Annotated in this window: 15 protein-coding genes; 9 read left to right on the top strand and 6 right to left on the bottom strand. The window is 71.4% G+C overall.

The window, feature by feature from the left end; genetic code table 11:
- Positions 1 to 96: 96 nt before the first annotated feature.
- Positions 97 to 3,033: a helix-turn-helix transcriptional regulator gene (locus ACOPJ3_RS12460; protein WP_427869488.1), complete on the top strand. Its 2,937-nt coding sequence runs from the start codon at positions 97 to 99 to the stop codon at positions 3,031 to 3,033.
- Between the two features lie 179 nt (positions 3,034 to 3,212).
- Here ACOPJ3_RS12460 and ACOPJ3_RS12455 read toward each other — a convergent pair whose 3' ends face one another.
- From ACOPJ3_RS12455 to ACOPJ3_RS12440, 4 genes are all read right to left on the bottom strand, one after another.
- Entirely contained in the window at positions 3,213 to 3,932 is a 720-nt protein-coding gene (locus tag ACOPJ3_RS12455) for a DUF6882 domain-containing protein (protein ID WP_427869487.1), read from the bottom strand.
- A 117-nt stretch (positions 3,933 to 4,049) separates the two neighbouring features.
- A complete protein-coding gene (locus ACOPJ3_RS12450) occupies positions 4,050 to 5,033 on the bottom strand; it encodes an NAD(P)-dependent alcohol dehydrogenase (protein ID WP_427869486.1) in 984 nt (327 codons plus the stop codon).
- Positions 5,034 to 5,149: 116 nt separating this feature from the next.
- Positions 5,150 to 6,304: a flavin-containing monooxygenase gene (locus ACOPJ3_RS12445; RefSeq protein WP_427869485.1), complete on the bottom strand. Its 1,155-nt coding sequence runs from the start codon at positions 6,302 to 6,304 to the stop codon at positions 5,150 to 5,152.
- A 3-nt stretch (positions 6,305 to 6,307) separates the two neighbouring features.
- Positions 6,308 to 6,781 carry a carboxymuconolactone decarboxylase family protein gene (locus ACOPJ3_RS12440; RefSeq protein WP_427869484.1) on the bottom strand — a complete coding sequence of 158 codons (474 nt, stop codon included), beginning with the start codon at positions 6,779 to 6,781 and terminating at the stop codon, positions 6,308 to 6,310.
- A gap of 375 nt (positions 6,782 to 7,156) precedes the next feature.
- Here ACOPJ3_RS12440 and phnD point away from each other — a divergent pair, with 375 nt between their 5' ends.
- The 5 genes from phnD to ACOPJ3_RS12415 are packed head-to-tail and all read left to right on the top strand — an operon-like array spanning position 7,157 to position 11,291.
- Positions 7,157 to 8,062, top strand: coding sequence for a phosphate/phosphite/phosphonate ABC transporter substrate-binding protein (gene phnD / locus ACOPJ3_RS12435; RefSeq protein WP_427869483.1), 906 nt, complete (start codon positions 7,157 to 7,159; stop codon positions 8,060 to 8,062).
- Positions 8,059 to 9,018 carry a phosphonate ABC transporter ATP-binding protein gene (phnC, locus tag ACOPJ3_RS12430; protein WP_427869482.1) on the top strand — a complete coding sequence of 320 codons (960 nt, stop codon included), beginning with the start codon at positions 8,059 to 8,061 and terminating at the stop codon, positions 9,016 to 9,018. The genes phnD and phnC overlap by 4 nt, the downstream gene beginning before the upstream one ends.
- A complete protein-coding gene (gene phnE, locus ACOPJ3_RS12425; protein ID WP_427869481.1) occupies positions 9,002 to 9,847 on the top strand; it encodes a phosphonate ABC transporter, permease protein PhnE in 846 nt (281 codons plus the stop codon). The genes phnC and phnE overlap by 17 nt, the downstream gene beginning before the upstream one ends.
- Entirely contained in the window at positions 9,844 to 10,647 is an 804-nt protein-coding gene (locus tag ACOPJ3_RS12420; RefSeq protein WP_427869480.1) for a tyrosine-protein phosphatase, read from the top strand. Before phnE ends, ACOPJ3_RS12420 begins: the two co-directional genes overlap by 4 nt.
- Positions 10,644 to 11,291, top strand: coding sequence for a TetR/AcrR family transcriptional regulator (locus tag ACOPJ3_RS12415; protein ID WP_427869479.1), 648 nt, complete (start codon positions 10,644 to 10,646; stop codon positions 11,289 to 11,291). Before ACOPJ3_RS12420 ends, ACOPJ3_RS12415 begins: the two co-directional genes overlap by 4 nt.
- A gap of 87 nt (positions 11,292 to 11,378) precedes the next feature.
- Here the strand turns inward: ACOPJ3_RS12415 and ACOPJ3_RS12410 are convergent, their stop codons facing one another.
- On the bottom strand, positions 11,379 to 12,053 hold the full coding sequence (locus ACOPJ3_RS12410; protein ID WP_427869478.1) for a hypothetical protein: 675 nt from the start codon (positions 12,051 to 12,053) through the stop codon (positions 11,379 to 11,381).
- A 164-nt stretch (positions 12,054 to 12,217) separates the two neighbouring features.
- Between ACOPJ3_RS12410 and ACOPJ3_RS12405 the strand changes: the two genes are divergently transcribed.
- From ACOPJ3_RS12405 to ACOPJ3_RS12395, 3 genes are all read left to right on the top strand, one after another.
- Positions 12,218 to 12,859: a cyclase family protein gene (locus tag ACOPJ3_RS12405; RefSeq protein WP_427869477.1), complete on the top strand. Its 642-nt coding sequence runs from the start codon at positions 12,218 to 12,220 to the stop codon at positions 12,857 to 12,859.
- An 89-nt stretch (positions 12,860 to 12,948) separates the two neighbouring features.
- A complete protein-coding gene (locus tag ACOPJ3_RS12400) occupies positions 12,949 to 13,584 on the top strand; it encodes a PadR family transcriptional regulator (RefSeq protein ID WP_427869476.1) in 636 nt (211 codons plus the stop codon).
- Between the two features lie 95 nt (positions 13,585 to 13,679).
- Positions 13,680 to 15,098: a DHA2 family efflux MFS transporter permease subunit gene (locus ACOPJ3_RS12395; protein WP_427871228.1), complete on the top strand. Its 1,419-nt coding sequence runs from the start codon at positions 13,680 to 13,682 to the stop codon at positions 15,096 to 15,098.
- Positions 15,099 to 15,149: 51 nt separating this feature from the next.
- On the opposite strand, the gene ACOPJ3_RS12390 is transcribed toward ACOPJ3_RS12395, so the two are convergent.
- Complete coding sequence (locus ACOPJ3_RS12390) at positions 15,150 to 16,298, bottom strand: 3-isopropylmalate dehydrogenase (RefSeq protein WP_427869475.1); 1,149 nt, start codon at positions 16,296 to 16,298, stop codon at positions 15,150 to 15,152.
- Between the last annotated feature and the right edge of the window lie 28 nt (positions 16,299 to 16,326).

Raw genomic sequence — 16,326 nt, 5'->3', positions numbered from 1 at the left:
CAAAACTGCGCCCCGGAGCCGCGTTCCGGCTCGCGAAGTGAGCGCCGCGGGGGCGCGCACGCCGTGAATGTCACAGGCTCCTGCGAGGATGGGGACATGCCGCGAACACCGCCAGCAAGCGAACTCGTCGGCCGCGAAGTAGAAAGCGCTCTGCTTCGCGGCCGCTTCGACGCCGCGCGCTCCGGGAACCCGGCCGCGGTGCTCATCACGGGTGAGGCCGGGATCGGGAAGAGCCGCCTTGTTCAGGAGTTCATCGCGGGCGTCGCGGGAGAAGCCGACGTGCTCGTAGGCCGCTGCGTCGATCTCGGCGGCGCGGCAACGCCCTATGGGCCGGTGCTCGAACTCCTGCGCGGGCTCATCGCCGTGCGGGGCGCGGCTGAGGTGTGGGAGGGGGCGGGTCCGCACCGCGCCGAGCTCCTGCTGCTCGTGCCCGAGGTATCGGAGGCGGGCGCCGCCGTCGAAGGTGCTGAGGAGGCGACGGGGGAGTCGCTCATCATCCCGCCGTCCCCGGATCGCCTGCGCGAGGCCATCGCCTCGAGCCTGCGGGCCGCAGCAGCCGCTCGCCCGCTCGTGCTCACAATCGAGGACCTGCACTGGGCAGACGAGGGCACGATCGCGACGCTCGCCGCACTCCTGCGCATGCTGCAGGATGCCCCGGTCCTGTTCGTCGTGACGATGCGAGACGACGGGAGGCGGGGCGATCCCGCGCGCACGTTCGCGAGCGGAGCCGAGCGCGCGCGCCTCATCGAGCGGATCCCGCTCGGGCGGTTGAGCGACGAGGAGGTCCGCGCCATGGTGGCCGGGCTCAGGCGGCCAGCCGCAGAGGCCGGATCTGTGGTGCCCATCCTCCCCGTCGAGGCGTCGGCGTTTGACGCGCTGCTCGAGCGCGCGGAGGGCGTGCCCTTCTTTGTCGAGGAGCTGATCGACAGCGCCGACGCACCGCTCGCAGATTCGCTGCGCGACTTGCTGCTGGCCCGCTACGACCGGCTGGGCCCCGAGGCCGGGGCACTCGTGCGCACCCTGTCAGCGTCGCAGGCGCCGCTTGAACACGGGGTTGTGTCGCAGCTCACGGAGCTTCCCGAATCGGGCATCGAGACGGCGATCCGCGAGGCGATCGGGGCCGGGATCCTGAGCGTCGACGATGCGGATCGCTACGCGTTCCGTCACGCGCTGCTGCGTGAGGCCGTCTACGGCGAGCTACTCCCGAGCGAGCGCACACGCCTGCACCGCCGACTCGCGCAGATCACGCAGGAGATCGCGGATCGTGATCCGCGGCGCGCGCTCGCCCCGGAGCTCGCCTTCCACTGGCAGCGCGCGCGGGATCCGGAGCACGCGATCGTCGCCGCCAACGCCGCGATGGAGCAGGCCAAGGCGAGCTATGCGTTTGGTGCCGCCGCGCGCTTCGGGGAACAGGTGCTGGAGCTATGGGATCAGGTCCCGGATCCGGAGCGGATGATCGGGGTCGGCAGGCTTCCGTTCCTCGGCAGATTCGCTTCGGCCCTGCGCAACGCGGGGGAGGGTGAGCGCAGTCTCGCGGTCGTGAACCTTGCGCTCGGCGAGGCCGATGAGTCGACAGAGCCGGAGGTGCGCGCGCGACTCCTGCGCTACAAGTCCGCCTACCTAAGCAACGCGGGGCATCCCGGGTCGCGCGAGCTGCTCGCGGAGGCGATCGGGATCCTCGGAGACCGCTCCGAGGACCACCGGCTCCGCGCCAGCCTGCACAACCAGCTCGCCAGCGTGCTCATGCGCGCGGGCAGCCTCCAGGAGGCGATCGACGAGGCGGGCCTCGCGGTCGAGCACGCGTCGAAGGAGCCGCCCAACGATAGCCAGCGCTCCCTCGCCTTCAGCGTGCGGGGCAGTTGCTTCTCCCAGCTCGGCGACTTCGATCGTGCCGAGGAGGAGTTCGCCCAGGCGCTCGCGACCGCGAGCGACAGCCAGTCCCTCCTGAGATACCACGTCAACTACTCGGACCTGCTGAACGTCGTGGGTCGCTACCGCGAGTCCACTGAGCTCGCGGAGCGCGGGCTCGAGGTGGCCAAGCGATACGGTGTCGAGCGCACGAGCGGCGCGATCCTGCTGCAGAACGTGGTCGAGCCGCTCATCGAGCTCGGCGAAATCGATCGCGCGGAGACCCTGCTCGGGCGCGGGATCGACGCCTATTCGCTGCGCGTGCACCGGATCTACACCCTGGCCTCGCGCGTGCGCGTCCATTGCTGGCGAGGTGAAACCGAGCGCGCCGAAGAGCTCTTCCGTGCGTGGCAGGGCATGCCGGGTGGCGCGGCCGCGCGCGAACGGCAGGTCTGGTACGCGCAGATGCAGATGCGGTTCGCGCTCGCGACTGCCCAGGGAGACTTCGGCGCCGCGCGCGACGCCGTCGCCCAGCTCCTCGCAGACGATCTCCCCGCGCTCAGCTACGAACGCCGATTGCTGCTCGACGGGGCATGGATCGCCGCGGAGCTGCGTGCCACTGGAGACTCGGCGAACGACCTCGAGGAAGGCCTGCTCGCGGCGTGGAACGAACTGCCGCCGGCGCTCCGCGACGGTGCGCTGGAGCGCGTGTTTTTGGCTTTGCTCGAGCCGCAGGATGCTGCTGAACTCAGGGTCTCGGAACTCAAGGAGGCCGCTGAGTCCGCTGAGGATGACGGCGTGCCCGCGGCGATCCGCCCCGCGGTGCGGATCGAGCTGGCCAGGTCGCTGCTCGCGGCGGGCGACCGCCGCGCGGCGGCGGAGTCCGCCCGGGAAGCGCTCGCGCTGGCCGAACGCCTCTCGCACGCGCGGCTCACCACCATTGCGCGCGAGCTCCTCAGCGCGCTCGGCGCAGCGGGCGGCGCCGAACATGCTGGGGCGCTCGGCGAGCTCACGGAGCGCGAGCGCCAGGTGCTCGAACTCGTTGCCGAGGGCCTGAGCAACCGCGAGATCGGGGAAAAGCTCTTCATCAGTGCGAAGACGGTGAGCGTGCACGTCTCCGCCGTGCTGCGAAAGCTCGGTGTGGGGTCCCGGACGGAGGCCGCCGTCGCAATGAAGGCCCGCTGAGCGGGCGGGTCAGGGCCCGGCCGTGCCTATGCGCGTCTGCGAGCCAGTGTGCCTGCGCGCCTGCGCTCGCTCCGAGTTCTGCACTCGTTCGCAAGTCTCTGCCCCGGATCGTGCGAACGAGCGCAGTTTGCGGAGCGAGTGCCGCGCGGCGGACGCCACGGCGCCGCCCCACCGCCGAGCTATGCCGCGCCGAGCTGCCCCTCGATGCCGACGATGCGGGCCTGGTCGTCGAAGCGGATCGTCGACGTGCTCGTGCCGTCGGTCACCTGGGCGGCCCCGAAGTCGTCGCCAACCCAGTCGAGCTGCCAGCCCGCGAGGCGTGCGAGATCCCACACGGCGGTGCGGTGATCCGGGATCTCGACCGAGGAGATGATGCGCGGGATCGCGGGCACCGCGGCCGCGATCGTGAGCGGCGGGATCGGCGCGTCGAGGAGCAGCACCGCTCGGCTGCCGCCAGCGTTTGCGGAGTAGTGGGGGGAACGCCCCGTGATTTCGGCGGTCACTCCCCCGATGACGTGCGCGAAATCGGCGATCCATTCGGAGATGTCGTCACCCGTGTCCTCGGGGAAGGGCACCTCGGCCATCGTGAGCTCGGGGATCCCGTTCTCCTCGCCGTACTGCCTGAGCGCGTCGGTCGACCCGCCGCCGTCGCCCTGCGGCATCGCCCACGACCACATCATGGAGCGGGGGCCGGGCGCGATCGACGCGATGAAGCTGGCGCGGGCGACGAACTGCTTCTCGGGGTCCTCGTGCGAGGTGAACGTCAGCGTTCCCGCGTTGAGGTCGACGTCCCAGCGGTGCTCGCCCAGTTCGTCAAGGGCGGTGGCCAGCTGGTCCTGCCGGAGCGCGGAGAACAGCGCGGCACGGTCTGCGAGGGCGCGGAGTGAGTCCAAGGTCATGACTCATAGTTTGCAATGTATCTGCAATGGAGACAAGCCAGGGGGCAGGGTGTGTGTGCCCTCCGGTGATTTCTCAGGCGCGAGAAACGGCTGATCGGGGGCGGTTCGCGGTTTCGTTCAGCCCCAGGATCCGGCGCCCGTGTGCCCCGTGAGCCGCGGCCGCACCACGATGTTCCCGACCTTCCTGCCGCTGTCGATGAGACGGTAGGCCGCGGCGACCGACTCGAGCCCGTCGAGCGCCTGCGTCGTGCCGCGCAGTTCGCCCGAGGCGAGGAGCCCGAGCAGCAGCTCGAAGTCTTCGGCCCGTTCGGGGGCGGTTCCTGTGATCACGCCGCGGTGCGGGATCGCGGTGTCGGCGAGGCCAGCGACGGCGAGGATCAGCCTGCCGCCGGGCGCGAGGAGGGGGAGCCCTTCGGCGCGGCTGAGGTTGCCGACGGCGTCGAAGACGACGTCGAAGTGATCCGGAATCGCGGCCACCGGCGTCTCCCGGTAGTCGATTGCCCGCTCGGCACCGAGACCCAGCACGAGCTGCGTGTTCGCGGCGCTCGTGACGGCGGTGACACTCGCGCCGAAGTGCCGCGCGAGCTGGACCGCGGCGCTGCCGACGGATCCGGAAGCGCCGTTCACGAGCACCCGATCGCCGGGGCGAACGTGGGCCCGGTCGCGCAAGAACCACAGGGCAGTGGAGCCGCCGAACAGGATCCCCGCGGCGTCCTCGGGCGAGACGGCGCGGGGCTTCGGCGCGAGCCGCGAGGACGGTACGGCGACGTACTCGGCGTGGGCACCGAGTCTCGCGCCGGTCATGCCTGCGACCTCGTCGCCCGGCGAGAACTCGGCGACGTCGGAGGAGGCGCGCTCGACGCGCCCCGAGAAGGCGACGCCGAGCACGCGCCGACGCGGGCCCCGGATCCCGATCCCGAGCCGAGCGAGGAACCCGAAGCCGGGCGGGAAGCTCGCCGCGCGCATCCGCGCGTCCCCTGAGGTGACGGCGGCCGCATCGACGCGCACGAGCACCTCGCCGAGGCCGGGCTCCGGCATCGACTCCTCCGCGACGACGGCAACCTCCGGCGGACCATAGCGTTCAACGACCACAGCCTTCATGCGTTCCCCTAGCTCTTGAGGCGGGACCCTGCTGGCACTCTAGGCGCGTCAGGCCCGGACGACAACTGTTTCTCTGTTGGGGTGGCGCATGGGAATCGTGAGGAACGGGCGCCGGATCAGGCCGCGCTCGGCTCGGAGGTCTCTGCGTCGCGTGCGCCCGCACCCGCAGCGCCATCCCCAGCGCCTCGAAGGAACCGCCGCACCCCGCTCGCGGCGGCGCGGCCCGCGCGGTTCGCGCCGATCGTCGAGGCGGAGGGGCCGTAGCCGACGAGCTGGATCCGGGGGTCAGCGACCGCCGTCGTGCCGCGGCCGGCGCGGTCGAGCTGGATACCGCCGGCGGCGCTCCGCAGGCCAAGTGGGGCAAGGTGGCCGATCGCGGGGCGGAAACCCGTGGCCCAGAGGATCGCGTCGACGGGCTCGAAGGACCCGTCGGCCCAGCGCACGCCGCGCTCCTCGATGCGCTCGAACATGGGGCGGCGTGCGGCATAGGCGCCGAGTCGCTCGGCCTCGCGCTCCTGCTCGCGCAGGAAGAGCCCGGTGACGCTCACGACGCTCTGCGGCGGGAGGCCCTCGGCGACCCGACGCTCGACCATCGCGACGGCCTCGATCCCGGCCTCGCTCGTGAACTCGTCCGTGCGCCACACGGGCTCCCGCCTCGTGACCCAGATCGTGTCCGTGATCGGGGCGAGCGCGCCGAGGAATTGCACTGCGGACGCGCCGCCGCCCACGATGAGGGTGCGGCTGCCGCGGAAGTGCTCCGGCCCTGGGTAGTCGACGGTGTGGAACTGCTCGCCGCGGAACGTCTCCGCCCCCGGATAGTGCGGGATAAACGGGCGCGTCCAGGTGCCCGTCGCGTTCACGAGTGTGCGCGCGAACCGGGTGCCCGCCGACGTCTCGATCCGGAGCGGGGCGGCGGCTGCGTCGGCACCGGCGTCGTCGCGCGACGCCGCAGGCAGCACCCGCAGCACCCGCACCGGCCGCTCGACCGGCAGCTTGTGCTCCCGCTCATACTCCGCGAAGTAGCGCGGGATCGCGGTGTTTGCGCGCTCGCCGTCGCGCGGGGGCGGCGCGGACCCCGGGAGCTCTGCGACCCCGTGTACGTCGCGCATCGTGAGCGCGTCCCAGCGGTGGCGCCAGGCCCCGCCGGGCGCGTCGTCGGCGTCGAGCACGAGGTGCTCGATCCCGAGCCGCTGCAGATGGTACGAGGCGGAGAGGCCCGCCTGCCCCGCACCGATCACGACGCTCGGCAGAATCCCGCCCGGATCAGCCACGGCTCAGCGCAGGAGCTTGCCGTCGGCGCCCCGCGGGCGCACCGGGTGCTCGCTCAGGATCGAGACGCGGTTGAACGTGTTGATCGCGACGGCGACCCACTCGGCCGCTGCGAAGGCGTCGTCGCCGAGCACGGACTGCGCGCCGGCGAGATCCGCCCGCGAGTCCTCGCTCAGCGGCATGCGCGTCGCGGCCTCGGCGATTGCGAGCACCGCGCACTCCCGCTCGGAGAAGATTCCGGCGTCGCGCCAGGCGGCGACGAGGTCGAGCTTCTGCTGGGTGAGTCCCGCCTGCCTGGCCTCGCGCGAGTGCAGGTCGAGGCAGAAGGAGCAGCCGTTCATCTGCGACGCGCGCACCTTGATGAGTTCCGCCTCCTCGGCGGTGAGCCCGTGTTCGGTCACGGCCCGCTTCACGGTCTCGGAGAACGCGCCAGCGACCTTCCAGATTTCGGGCGCTGCCTTGTCGAGAAACGGTCGCATGTCTTCCTCTTCCCGCGGACGCTGGCTCGGTATCGCCCGCCACTCAGCCCAACGCCGCGGCCCCGCCCCTCATTCCCGGGGTGCGCCGCTCCCGCCGCTCCGCCGCTCCCGCCCCCGCCCGGCCTTGAGTTGACCCAAAGTGCGCCCTAATCGCGATTTTGGCGCACTTTGGGTCAACTCAAGGGGCCGGGGGCGGGGCCGAGGCCGGGCCGCTGTCAAGCCAGCCCCGGATCCTGACACCGCTTCACCGACTGTTCATTCAGCATTCCATTACAGGTACACCGTTCTCGTAATTCCGCGACACCTTCGGGAGTTTGAATCGAAGCGTTCTCGAAATGCGGGACACACGGCTTCACTTCACACCGAAAGGTCATCATGCGTCGTTTCACTCTCCCCTCGGTCGCCATGCTGGGTCTCGCAGCGATCGCCCTCACGGGATGCGCCAGCACGGACGCGGGGGCGGCCGAGACCGCCGACCCGAGCGCGCCCATCACCCTCGCCACGGTCCCTCTCGGCGAGGATCCCACGGCGGAGAATCCGATCGAGGTCTTCGCCGAGCTGTTCGAGGAGGCCACCGGCCGCGACGTCGAGGTCACGGAGGTGCCCGACTACCTGAGCGTCGTCGAGGCGATCCGCTCCGGCCACGTCGACATCGGCATGATGAGCGGCTTCCCCTCGGCGCTCGCCGTCGGCACGGGCGAGGTCGACGCGCTCGTCGCGTTCGGCGGCGACGGCAAGCCCGTCTCGACCTGCGTGGTGCTCGACGGCTCGCCCGTGCAGGAGCTCACGGACCTCAAGGGCAAGACGGTCGCCTTCGCGGATCAGGCCTCGAGTTCGGGGTACTTCATGCCGGTCTACATGCTGCACGAGGCCGGCCTCGAGCAGAACACCGACTACAAGGCGATCTTCGCCGGCGGCCACGAGGGCAGCTTCGCGGCGCTCAAGCAGGGCCAGGTCGACGCGGCCTGCACGGCGGTCATGCTGACGGAGCTCGGCGAGCCCATGTTCCCGTTCAAGGACGGCGAGTGGCGCGGCGTCGGCGAGAGCCCCTCGATGGAGGTCGCGGGCGCGGTGCTCGGCCGGCAGAACCTCGATGACGCGACCCGCAAGGTGATCGAGGACGGGATCGCGAAGGTCATGACGGAGCAGAACGCCGAGCGCCTCGACGCGATGGGGGCCTTCGCGAAGGCCGAGAAGATCGTGGCCCCGGATCCCGCGATCTTCGACCAGTTCGCCGAGATCGCGGACGTCGCCGGGGTCAAGCTCAAGGACATGAAGTGAGCGTCGCACCTCCCGCCGATCGCGCCGCCGATCGCGCCGCCGATCGCGCCGCCGATCGCGCCGCGACCGTGCTGCGCCGGCGACGGGCCGTTGTCTCCGGGGCAGGGGCCGGGTCCGGATCCGGATCCGGATCCGCGCCGCGATCAGGCGCCGGATCAGCCTCTGCGCCCACCACGGGCGAGCTCCGCGCCCGCCTGCCGCTCGTCACCGTGCGCGAGTTACAGGTCGCCTACGACGAGCGGCCCGTGCTCCAGAGCGTCGACCTCGACCTCTATCCGGGCGAGATGGTCGCGCTCCTCGGCGCCTCGGGCTCAGGCAAGTCGACGCTCATGCGCAGCCTCACCGGCTTCGCACCGATCTCTGGTGGCAGCGTCCGCGTCGCGGGCTACGACGCCACGAACCTCAGGCGCGGCGAGCTGCGCTCGTTGCGGTCCGAGGTGGGGCAGGTGTTCCAGCAGTTCAACCTGATCCCGCGTCTGAGCGTGCTCACGAATGTGCTCACGGGCGCGCTCGCTGGCGCGGGCCCCGTGAACCTGTTCGGCGGCTTCACGAGCGCGCACCGCAGGCGCGCGATGGAGCTCCTCGACCGGGTCGGGATCGCGCACAAGGCGAAGGAGCAGGCCCGCTCGCTCTCCGGCGGCCAGCAGCAGCGCGTCGCGATCGCGCGGGCGCTCATGCAGAACCCGCGGGTCATCCTGGCCGACGAGCCGGTCGCCTCGCTCGACCCGAAGCTCGCGGACTCCGTGCTCGAGCTGCTCCGCGAGATCGCGACCGAGGACGGGATCCCCGTGCTCGTGAGCCTGCACGTGCTGCCGCTCGCGCTCAATCACTGCGACCGCATCGTCGGTCTCCGCCGCGGCGAGATCCTCGTGTCGGGATCCCGGGCCGAGCTGTGCGCCGAGGCGCTCGCGCCGCTGTACGAAGAAGAGGAGGAGCGCGATGACGCTGACCACTGATCCGGGGTCGCGCACGAAGGCCGCGCCAGCAGGGCCGACGGCCGCCGAGCGTGCGCGGCTCGAGCGGGCGTTCCGGATCCCGCGCACCAGGTTCCTGATCGGGCTGCCGATCGCGGCGCTCGTGCTGTTCTGGTCGTTCGCCGGCGCGCAGTTCAACTTCCTGAAGCTCGGGGAGGGGGCCGTCAACATGGGCGACTTCCTCATGCGCCTGTGGCCGCCGGACTTCTCGAAGTTCGACGTGATCCTGCGGCTCCTCATCGAGACGTTCCAGATGGCGATCGTCGGTACCGTGCTCGGTGCCGGCCTCTCGCTCGTCGTCGCGTTCGGGGCGGCCTCGAACATCGCGCCGAAGTGGCTGTACTACCCGTCGCGGTGGGTCATGAACATCATCCGGTCGGTTCCGGATCTGGTGTTCGCGCTCATGTTCGTGTCGGCCGTCGGCCTCGGGCCGTTCGCGGGCATCCTCGCGATGACGCTCGGCTCGATTGGCTCGATCGGGAAGATCTTCGCCGAGGCGATGGAGGCCGTCGACCGCGGGCCCGTCGTCGCGATGGAGGCCGTTGGCGCCTCGAAACGGCAGATCATCCAGTACGGGATCCTGCCGCAGGCGGCGCCACTCCTGACCTCGTACACGCTGCTGCTCTTCGAGGGCAACGTGCGCGGGGCCACGATCCTGGGCCTCGTGGGCGCGGGCGGCATCGGGCTCGAGCTCACGACCGCCATGCGCATGTACGACTACGGTCACCTCAGCGCCATCATCATCTGCATCATTCTGCTCGTTACCCTGATCGACCAGGGCAGCGCGCTCATCCGAAGGAGAATCACGTGAATACCGCAACGACCGCGGCGCCCGAGGCGCCCGCCCGACTCAGCCAGCCGGCGATCGCCCTGAGCGCCCCCGTGAACCTGCGCGACCTCGGCGGGATCCGCGGCCCGCTCGGCCCCGTGCGCGAGGGCTTCGCGATCCGCACCGACGACCTCGCCTACGTGACCGACGCGGTCGCCGACCGCCTCGTCGACGGCGGGCTCGCCGCGATCATCGACCTCCGCTCGCCCGCCGAGGTCGCCCTCACGGGGCGGGGGCCGCTCGCGGCGTTCCCCGTCGCCTACCACCACCTGCCGCTCATGAGCGACATCGCCGCTGGCGTCGATCCTGCGCAGCCGATCCTCACCCACGAGCACATGGGCGCGATGTACGTCGGCATGGTGAACCGGGCGGCGGGCCAGCTCGTCACCGCGCTCAACGTGATCGCGTTCGCGCCGGGCGCGACCGCGTTCCACTGCTCCGCCGGGCGGGACCGCACGGGCGTGCTCGCCGCCATGCTGCTCCTCGCCCTCGAGGTCGACGAGGACGCGATCGTCGCGGACTACGCCCTGACCGGCCAGAACATGCCCGCGATCCAGGACCGCACCGCGGGGGTCATCGGCCCGCTCATGCGGGATCTCGGCTTCGACTTCGAGAAGCTCGGCTCCCGGCCGATGCTCGAGGACGGCCCCATGGACGTCTCCATGCGGATCCTGCTCGACGGGCTGCGCGAGGAGCACGGGCACCCGCTCGCGCCGCTGCGCGCGGCGGGTCTCTCCGACGCGACCGTCGGGCGGCTGCGCGAGCGGGCGTTCGGGGCGTGACGGGGGAGGGGGTTTCGGGCTCGGTCGCCGAGGCTTGCGGGGCCGGCCGCGGGCCGGGCCGGCCCCGCGACGACGAGATGGACGACCGCATCCTCGATGCGGCGCTCTCCTTCATCGACGCGGGCGAGGAGCTGACCGTGAGTCGTCTCGTCGAACGGGCGGGCGTGAGCCGCGCCGCGCTGTACCGGCGCTGGCCGACGCTTACGGACCTCCTGGTCGCGGCGCTCGACGTGGGGCGCACCGTGCCGCCGGGGCTGCCCGAGGAGGTGGACCTGCAGCAGGAATTCCTGATGCGGTTCCTCGGGGTGTCCGAGGGTCGCGTCGACCCGGACTACCCCGAGGCGCGCTTCCGCCAGCGGATCCGCCTCATGATGGCCGACCGGGAACTGCAGCGCGCCTACTGGGAGTCGCACGTCGCGCGGCGGCGTGTGCCGGTCGAGGACGCACTGCGCGCCGGGGTCGCGCGGGGCGAACTGCGACCCGACCTCGATGTGGAGGCCGCGATGGACCTCCTCGCCGGCGTCGTCTACTACCAGCTCGTGGTGCGCGGCGAGGCGATCAACTCGGCGGGCTCGCGGGCGCGGGTCCGCGCCGCGGTCGACCTGGTCTGGCGCGGCATGGCGGCGCCGGGTTCCCCGGGTTGAGTTGACCCAAAGTGACGCCTAATCGCGATTTTGACGCACTTTGGGTCAACTCAACCCGGGGGGGGTGCGCGCACGCCCGGAAGCCGCCTACGGGTGCGTCACGGCCAGGAGCACCGCCGCGAAGGCGACGAACGCGAGCGCGAAGACGCCCGCCCCGATGAAGGCCGGGATCAGGTACGCGCGGGGCGGCAGGGTGAGCCCCTTCTGGCGCGAGGTGAGGTTCGAGAGGGAGCGATCCTGTAGCGCCGTGACGTGCTCCTCGGGGTTCGCGAGCGGCGCGATCCAGGCGATGTCGGGGCGCGCGGGATCGAGCTGCAGCCAGGCGCCGCTGCCCTCCTGCGGGAGGGCCTGCCCCGCGGGCAGTGCGACGGCGACGGGCGTGACCCGGTGGTTCCAGTGCGCTGAGTACACGAGCTGGTGGGCGGCGGACGCGCTGCGGGCGGGCACGGTGCGCGAGAGCACGGCCGGAACCGTCACGGTCGTATCGCGGTTCGGCGCGATCCGGAGCGTCTCCTCGAGCTCCTCCTGGAACTGCGCGCTGTCCCGCTTCAGCACGACGAGCCCGGCGATCGTGCCGATCAACATGAGCACACCGGCGGCGACGAACACCCACACGAGGCCGTGGGAGATGCGGTCGAGCGCGAACACGAGGATGAGCGCCGCGCAGAATCCGAGCATCACGGCCGCGCCGCTGAGGAAGAGGGATCCGTAGGTGCGCAGGGCAAGCTCTTGCCGCCCCGCCAGATCGGGATGCGTCTGCATGTTTCTATGTTAGGTCCACGTTTACGCTGGATCGCGCAAATCTGACCTCTGTTCTGGGATTCTGTGAGGCTGCTCCGGATCCCGGCCGCGGCGGGGCCGGCGCACGCGGCGACGAACGCGGCCGAGCATGCGTCAGTGTCCGAGGCCGGGGATACACTTCCCGCATGATCGACCTCAGCCATCGGATCACCTCCGGCATGACCGTGTTTCCTGGCGACCCCGAGGTGACGACGGGCCCCGCGCTCACCCTCGCGCGCGACGGCGTCGCTGTCGAACGGCTCGAACTCGGCTCGCACACGGGCACCCACGTCGACGCCCCGGCACACACGATCGCGGGCGGCCGCACGATCGACCGGGTCTCGCTCGACGAGCTCACGGGCGAGGCGCTCGTGCTCGAGGCGGCGGCGGGCGCGGAGATCGCCGAGCGATCCGGGATCGGCGCGGCTGCACTCGGGCTGGGCGAGCTCGCTCGGGTTCCGCCGATCGTCCTGATCAGGACCGGGTGGGATCGGCGCTTCGGCGAGGCGTCCTACCTCCGGCACCCGCACCTCGAGGCGGAGGCTGCGGAGCGCCTGCTCGAACTCGGCATGCGGGTGCTCGGCGTTGACTTCCTGAATCCGGATCCGACGCCGGGGCCGGGGGAGGAGGCCGACTTCCCGGTGCACGCCGCCGTGCTCGGCGCCGATGGCCTGATCGTAGAGAACCTCCGGGGCCTCGAGCAGCTGGGGCGCACCGCGAGGGTGGGCTTCTTCCCGCTCCCGCTCGCGGGCGGCGACGGGGCGCCGGTGCGCGCGGTCGCGTGGTGAGCGCGCGGTGAGGAGCCGCGAGGCTTTCGCTGGTCGGGGGAACGAAACTCAGCTATAGTCCATGTGGACTATTCGAAATGGAGTGCAGCATGCCGACCGCCAAGCTCAAGCCGCTCGGGATCATGATCCTGGCGCTCTTGCGCGAGCGCGACATGCACCCGTACGAGATGATCAGGCTGCTGCGCGCGCGTCGCGATGAGCGGCTGATCCGGATCCAGCACGGCACGTTTTACCATCAGGTCGGCGCGCTCGAGCGCGACGGCCTGCTCGCGCCAGCCGCGGTGGAGCGCGAGGGCAACCGGCCCGAGCGCACGAGCTACACGCTGCTGCCCGCGGGGGAGGAGGCCGTGCTTGCCTGGGTGCGGGCCGAGCTGCCGCGCACCGACGAGCCGGCGCGCTTCCGCGTCGCGCTCGCCGAGGCGCACAACCTGCCCCGCGAGGAGGCGCTCGCGCTCCTCGCCCTGCGGGTCGAGGCCCTGCGGTCCCTGCTCGCCGAGCACCGCGATGGGCTGGGGACGGCGCGCGAGCGCGCGGTCGACCGGCAGTTCCTCATCGAGGTCGAGCGCGCCGCGGCGCTCATCGAGGCCGACATCGCCTGGTCCGAAGCAACGATCTCCGCATTCGCGGATCCCGAACTCGCGTGGGGCGTCCCCTCTCCCGCGCACATCGAAGCCGCACGGCACAGAGACACGGAAGCCGCAGGGCTCGGAAAGGAGGACGCGTGACCGCGTCCGAATCGCACACCGCAGCAGGCGGCGCCCCGGCGGCGCCGGAGCGCAGCCCGTGGCCTGCGCTCTGGGCGCTCGTCATCGGCTTCTTCATGATCCTCGTCGACACGACGATCGTGTCGGTCGCGAACCCCGCGATCAAGGCCGCCCTCGACCCCGCGAGCAGCAACCTCGACAACGTCGTGTGGGTGACGAGCGCGTACCTGCTCACCTATGCGGTGCCGCTCCTCGTCACGGGTCGCCTCGGCGACCGCTTCGGGCCGAAGAATATCTACCTGATCGGCCTCGTGATCTTCACGCTCGCGTCGCTTTGGTGCGGGCTATCGGACACGCTCGGGATGCTCGTCGCGGCGCGCGCCGTGCAGGGTTTCGGGGCCGCCCTCATGACCCCGCAGACGATGGCCGTGATCACGCGCACCTTCCCGCCGTTCAAGCGGGGCGCCGCGATGGGGCTCTGGGGTGCCACGGCGGGCGTCGCGACGCTCACGGGCCCGCTCGCCGGCGGCCTCCTCGTCGACGGCCTCGGCTGGGAGTGGATCTTCTTCATCAACGTGCCCGTCGGCGTCATCGCCTTCGTGCTCGCCTGGATCCTCGTGCCCCGGCTCGAGACGCACGCGCACTCCTTCGACATCCCGGGCGTGATCGTTTCGGGCGTCGGCCTGTTCCTCATCGTCTTCGGCCTGCAGGAGGGCGAGAAGTTCGCCTGGACCGGGTGGATCTGGGCCATGATCCTGGGCGGGCTCGCCGTCATGGTGCTCTTCGTCTGGATGCAGGCGCGCACGAAGCAGGAGCCCCTCGTGCCGCTCTCGCTCTTTAGCGACCGGAACTTCTCGATCGCCAATATCGGGATCACGACCGTTGGCTTCGCGATCACGAGCATGTCGCTGCCGCTCATGTTCTTCATCCAGCTCGCCCGCGGGCTCACCCCGACCGAGTCGGCGCTCCTCATGGTGCCGATGGCGGTGATCTCGGGCGCGCTCGCGCCGTTCGCCGGCCGCCTGCTCGACCGCGTCGACCCGCGGATCATCCTCGTGCCCGGGCTCCTCATCGTCACCGGGACGCTCTTCGCCTACTCGCAGACGCTGCACGTCGACGTGCCGATCTGGGTGTACCTCGTGATCTCCGGGGTCATGGGCGTCGGTCAGGCGGGCATGTGGGGGCCGCTCGCAACCACGGCCAACCGCAACCTCCCGCCGCGCCTCGCGGGCGCGGGATCCGGCATCTACAACACGACCCGCACGGTCGGCTCGGTCGTCGGCTCGGCCGCGATCGCGGCGGTCATGCAGTCGCGCCTTGAGGCCAACCTGCCGGGTGCCTCGGACGCGGCGGCTGGCGGCTTCGGAGGCGGAGCCATGCCCGACGCCGTGGTCGAGGGCTTCTCGAACGCGATGGGGCAGTCAATGCTCGTTCCCGCCGCCGTGCTGCTGCTCGGGGTAATCGCGGTCTGCTTCATGCAGCCGTCGAAGAACCCGGCGGTCGCGCCCGCGAAGGTGCCGGCGCGCGCCAAGTGACCCGGCCTACCCCGCGGGCCGCGAAGCCGCGGGGCCGCGGGCCGCTAGCCGCTAGGCCGCGAGCCGCGACGGCGCGAGCCCGGCGAGCACGCCGAGCAGGGAGTCGGGCACGAGGGCGGCGTCGGCCGCGCCGTCCCGCACGATCTGCGCGATCCGGGAGCCGAGCTCCGCGGTCGTCGCGCCCATCGCTGGCCCGGCGAGCGTGGGCAGCTCGGCGAGCACGCCGACCGTCGCGGCTTCGACCGCTCGCGCGGCCTCGCCCTCGCCGAGGTGCCCCAGCATGAGGGCGAGCGACAGGATCGCGCCGGCCGGGTTCGCGGTGCCCGTGCCCGCGATGTCGGGGGCCGAGCCGTGGATCGCCTCGAACATGCTCGGCGCGCTCGCGTTGAGGTTCAGATTCGCGCTCGTCGCGACGCCGAGTCCGCCCTGGATTACGGCGCCGAGGTCGGTGATGATGTCGCCGAACAGGTTGTCCGTCACCACGACGTCGAAGCGCTCGGGCGTGAGCGGCAGGTGGAAGCACATCGCGTCGACGTGCACGTAGTCGACCTCGACCTCGGGGTAGCGCGCGCCCACCTCGGCGACGACCTGCTGCCACAGCTGCCCGGCCGCGACCAGGATGTTCGTCTTGTGGCAGAGCGTCAGGCGGCGACGCCTGCCGAGCGCGAGCCGGAACGCGAAGTCGACGACGCGCTCGATCCCCGCGTGCGTGTTCAGCGACTCCTGCATCGCGACCGCGTTCGGCGTGCCCGCGTGCACGGTCGAGCCGCGGCCGACGTAGGCGCCCTCGGTGTTCTCGCGCACGATCACCATCTCGCAGCGCTCGGGCGTGAGCCCCGCGATCGGCGTCGGCACGCCGGGGTAGAGGCGCACGGGCCGCACGTTCGCGGCCTGCTGGAAGCGCTGGCGCATCTCGAGGATGAATCCGCGCTCAAGGATCCCAGGCGTGACCCGGGGATCGCCCATCGAGCCGAACAGGATCGCGTCGCGCCCGCGCAGCTCCGGCTCGACCGCGTCGAAGAGCTCGCCCGTCTCGAGGAAGTGGTTGGCGCCCGCCGCGAACTCGGCGCGGCGCGTCGAGAACCCGTAGCGGGCCTCGGCCGCGTCGAGCACCTCGAGCGCGCATCCGACGACCTCGGGGCCGATTCCGTCGCCCGGGAGCACGGCGATGTCGTAGGTCCTGCTGGGGGTCTCGGTCATGGTGGGTCCTTCCGCGGTGAAGTCTGGC

Origin of the sequence: Leucobacter luti (assembly GCF_050310065.1) — a bacterium.
Taxonomy (GTDB): Bacteria; Actinomycetota; Actinomycetes; order Actinomycetales; family Microbacteriaceae; genus Leucobacter; species Leucobacter luti_B.
This window is presented reverse-complemented; position numbering and strand designations above follow the sequence as displayed.

Bases quoted from the DNA above. Each gene is read 5' to 3' on its own strand.
- ACOPJ3_RS12460 (WP_427869488.1), top strand. From the start codon at position 97: ATGCCGCGAACACCGCCAGCAAGCGAACTCGTCGGCCGCGAAGTAGAA.
- ACOPJ3_RS12455 (WP_427869487.1), bottom strand. From the start codon at position 3,932: ATGACCTTGGACTCACTCCGCGCCCTCGCAGACCGTGCCGCGCTGTTC.
- ACOPJ3_RS12450 (WP_427869486.1), bottom strand. From the start codon at position 5,033: ATGAAGGCTGTGGTCGTTGAACGCTATGGTCCGCCGGAGGTTGCCGTC.
- ACOPJ3_RS12440 (WP_427869484.1), bottom strand. From the start codon at position 6,781: ATGCGACCGTTTCTCGACAAGGCAGCGCCCGAAATCTGGAAGGTCGCT.
- phnD (WP_427869483.1), top strand. From the start codon at position 7,157: ATGCGTCGTTTCACTCTCCCCTCGGTCGCCATGCTGGGTCTCGCAGCG.
- phnE (WP_427869481.1), top strand. From the start codon at position 9,002: ATGACGCTGACCACTGATCCGGGGTCGCGCACGAAGGCCGCGCCAGCA.
- ACOPJ3_RS12410 (WP_427869478.1), bottom strand. From the start codon at position 12,053: ATGCAGACGCATCCCGATCTGGCGGGGCGGCAAGAGCTTGCCCTGCGC.
- ACOPJ3_RS12405 (WP_427869477.1), top strand. From the start codon at position 12,218: ATGATCGACCTCAGCCATCGGATCACCTCCGGCATGACCGTGTTTCCT.
- ACOPJ3_RS12400 (WP_427869476.1), top strand. From the start codon at position 12,949: ATGCCGACCGCCAAGCTCAAGCCGCTCGGGATCATGATCCTGGCGCTC.
- ACOPJ3_RS12395 (WP_427871228.1), top strand. From the start codon at position 13,680: ATGATCCTCGTCGACACGACGATCGTGTCGGTCGCGAACCCCGCGATC.
- ACOPJ3_RS12390 (WP_427869475.1), bottom strand. From the start codon at position 16,298: ATGACCGAGACCCCCAGCAGGACCTACGACATCGCCGTGCTCCCGGGC.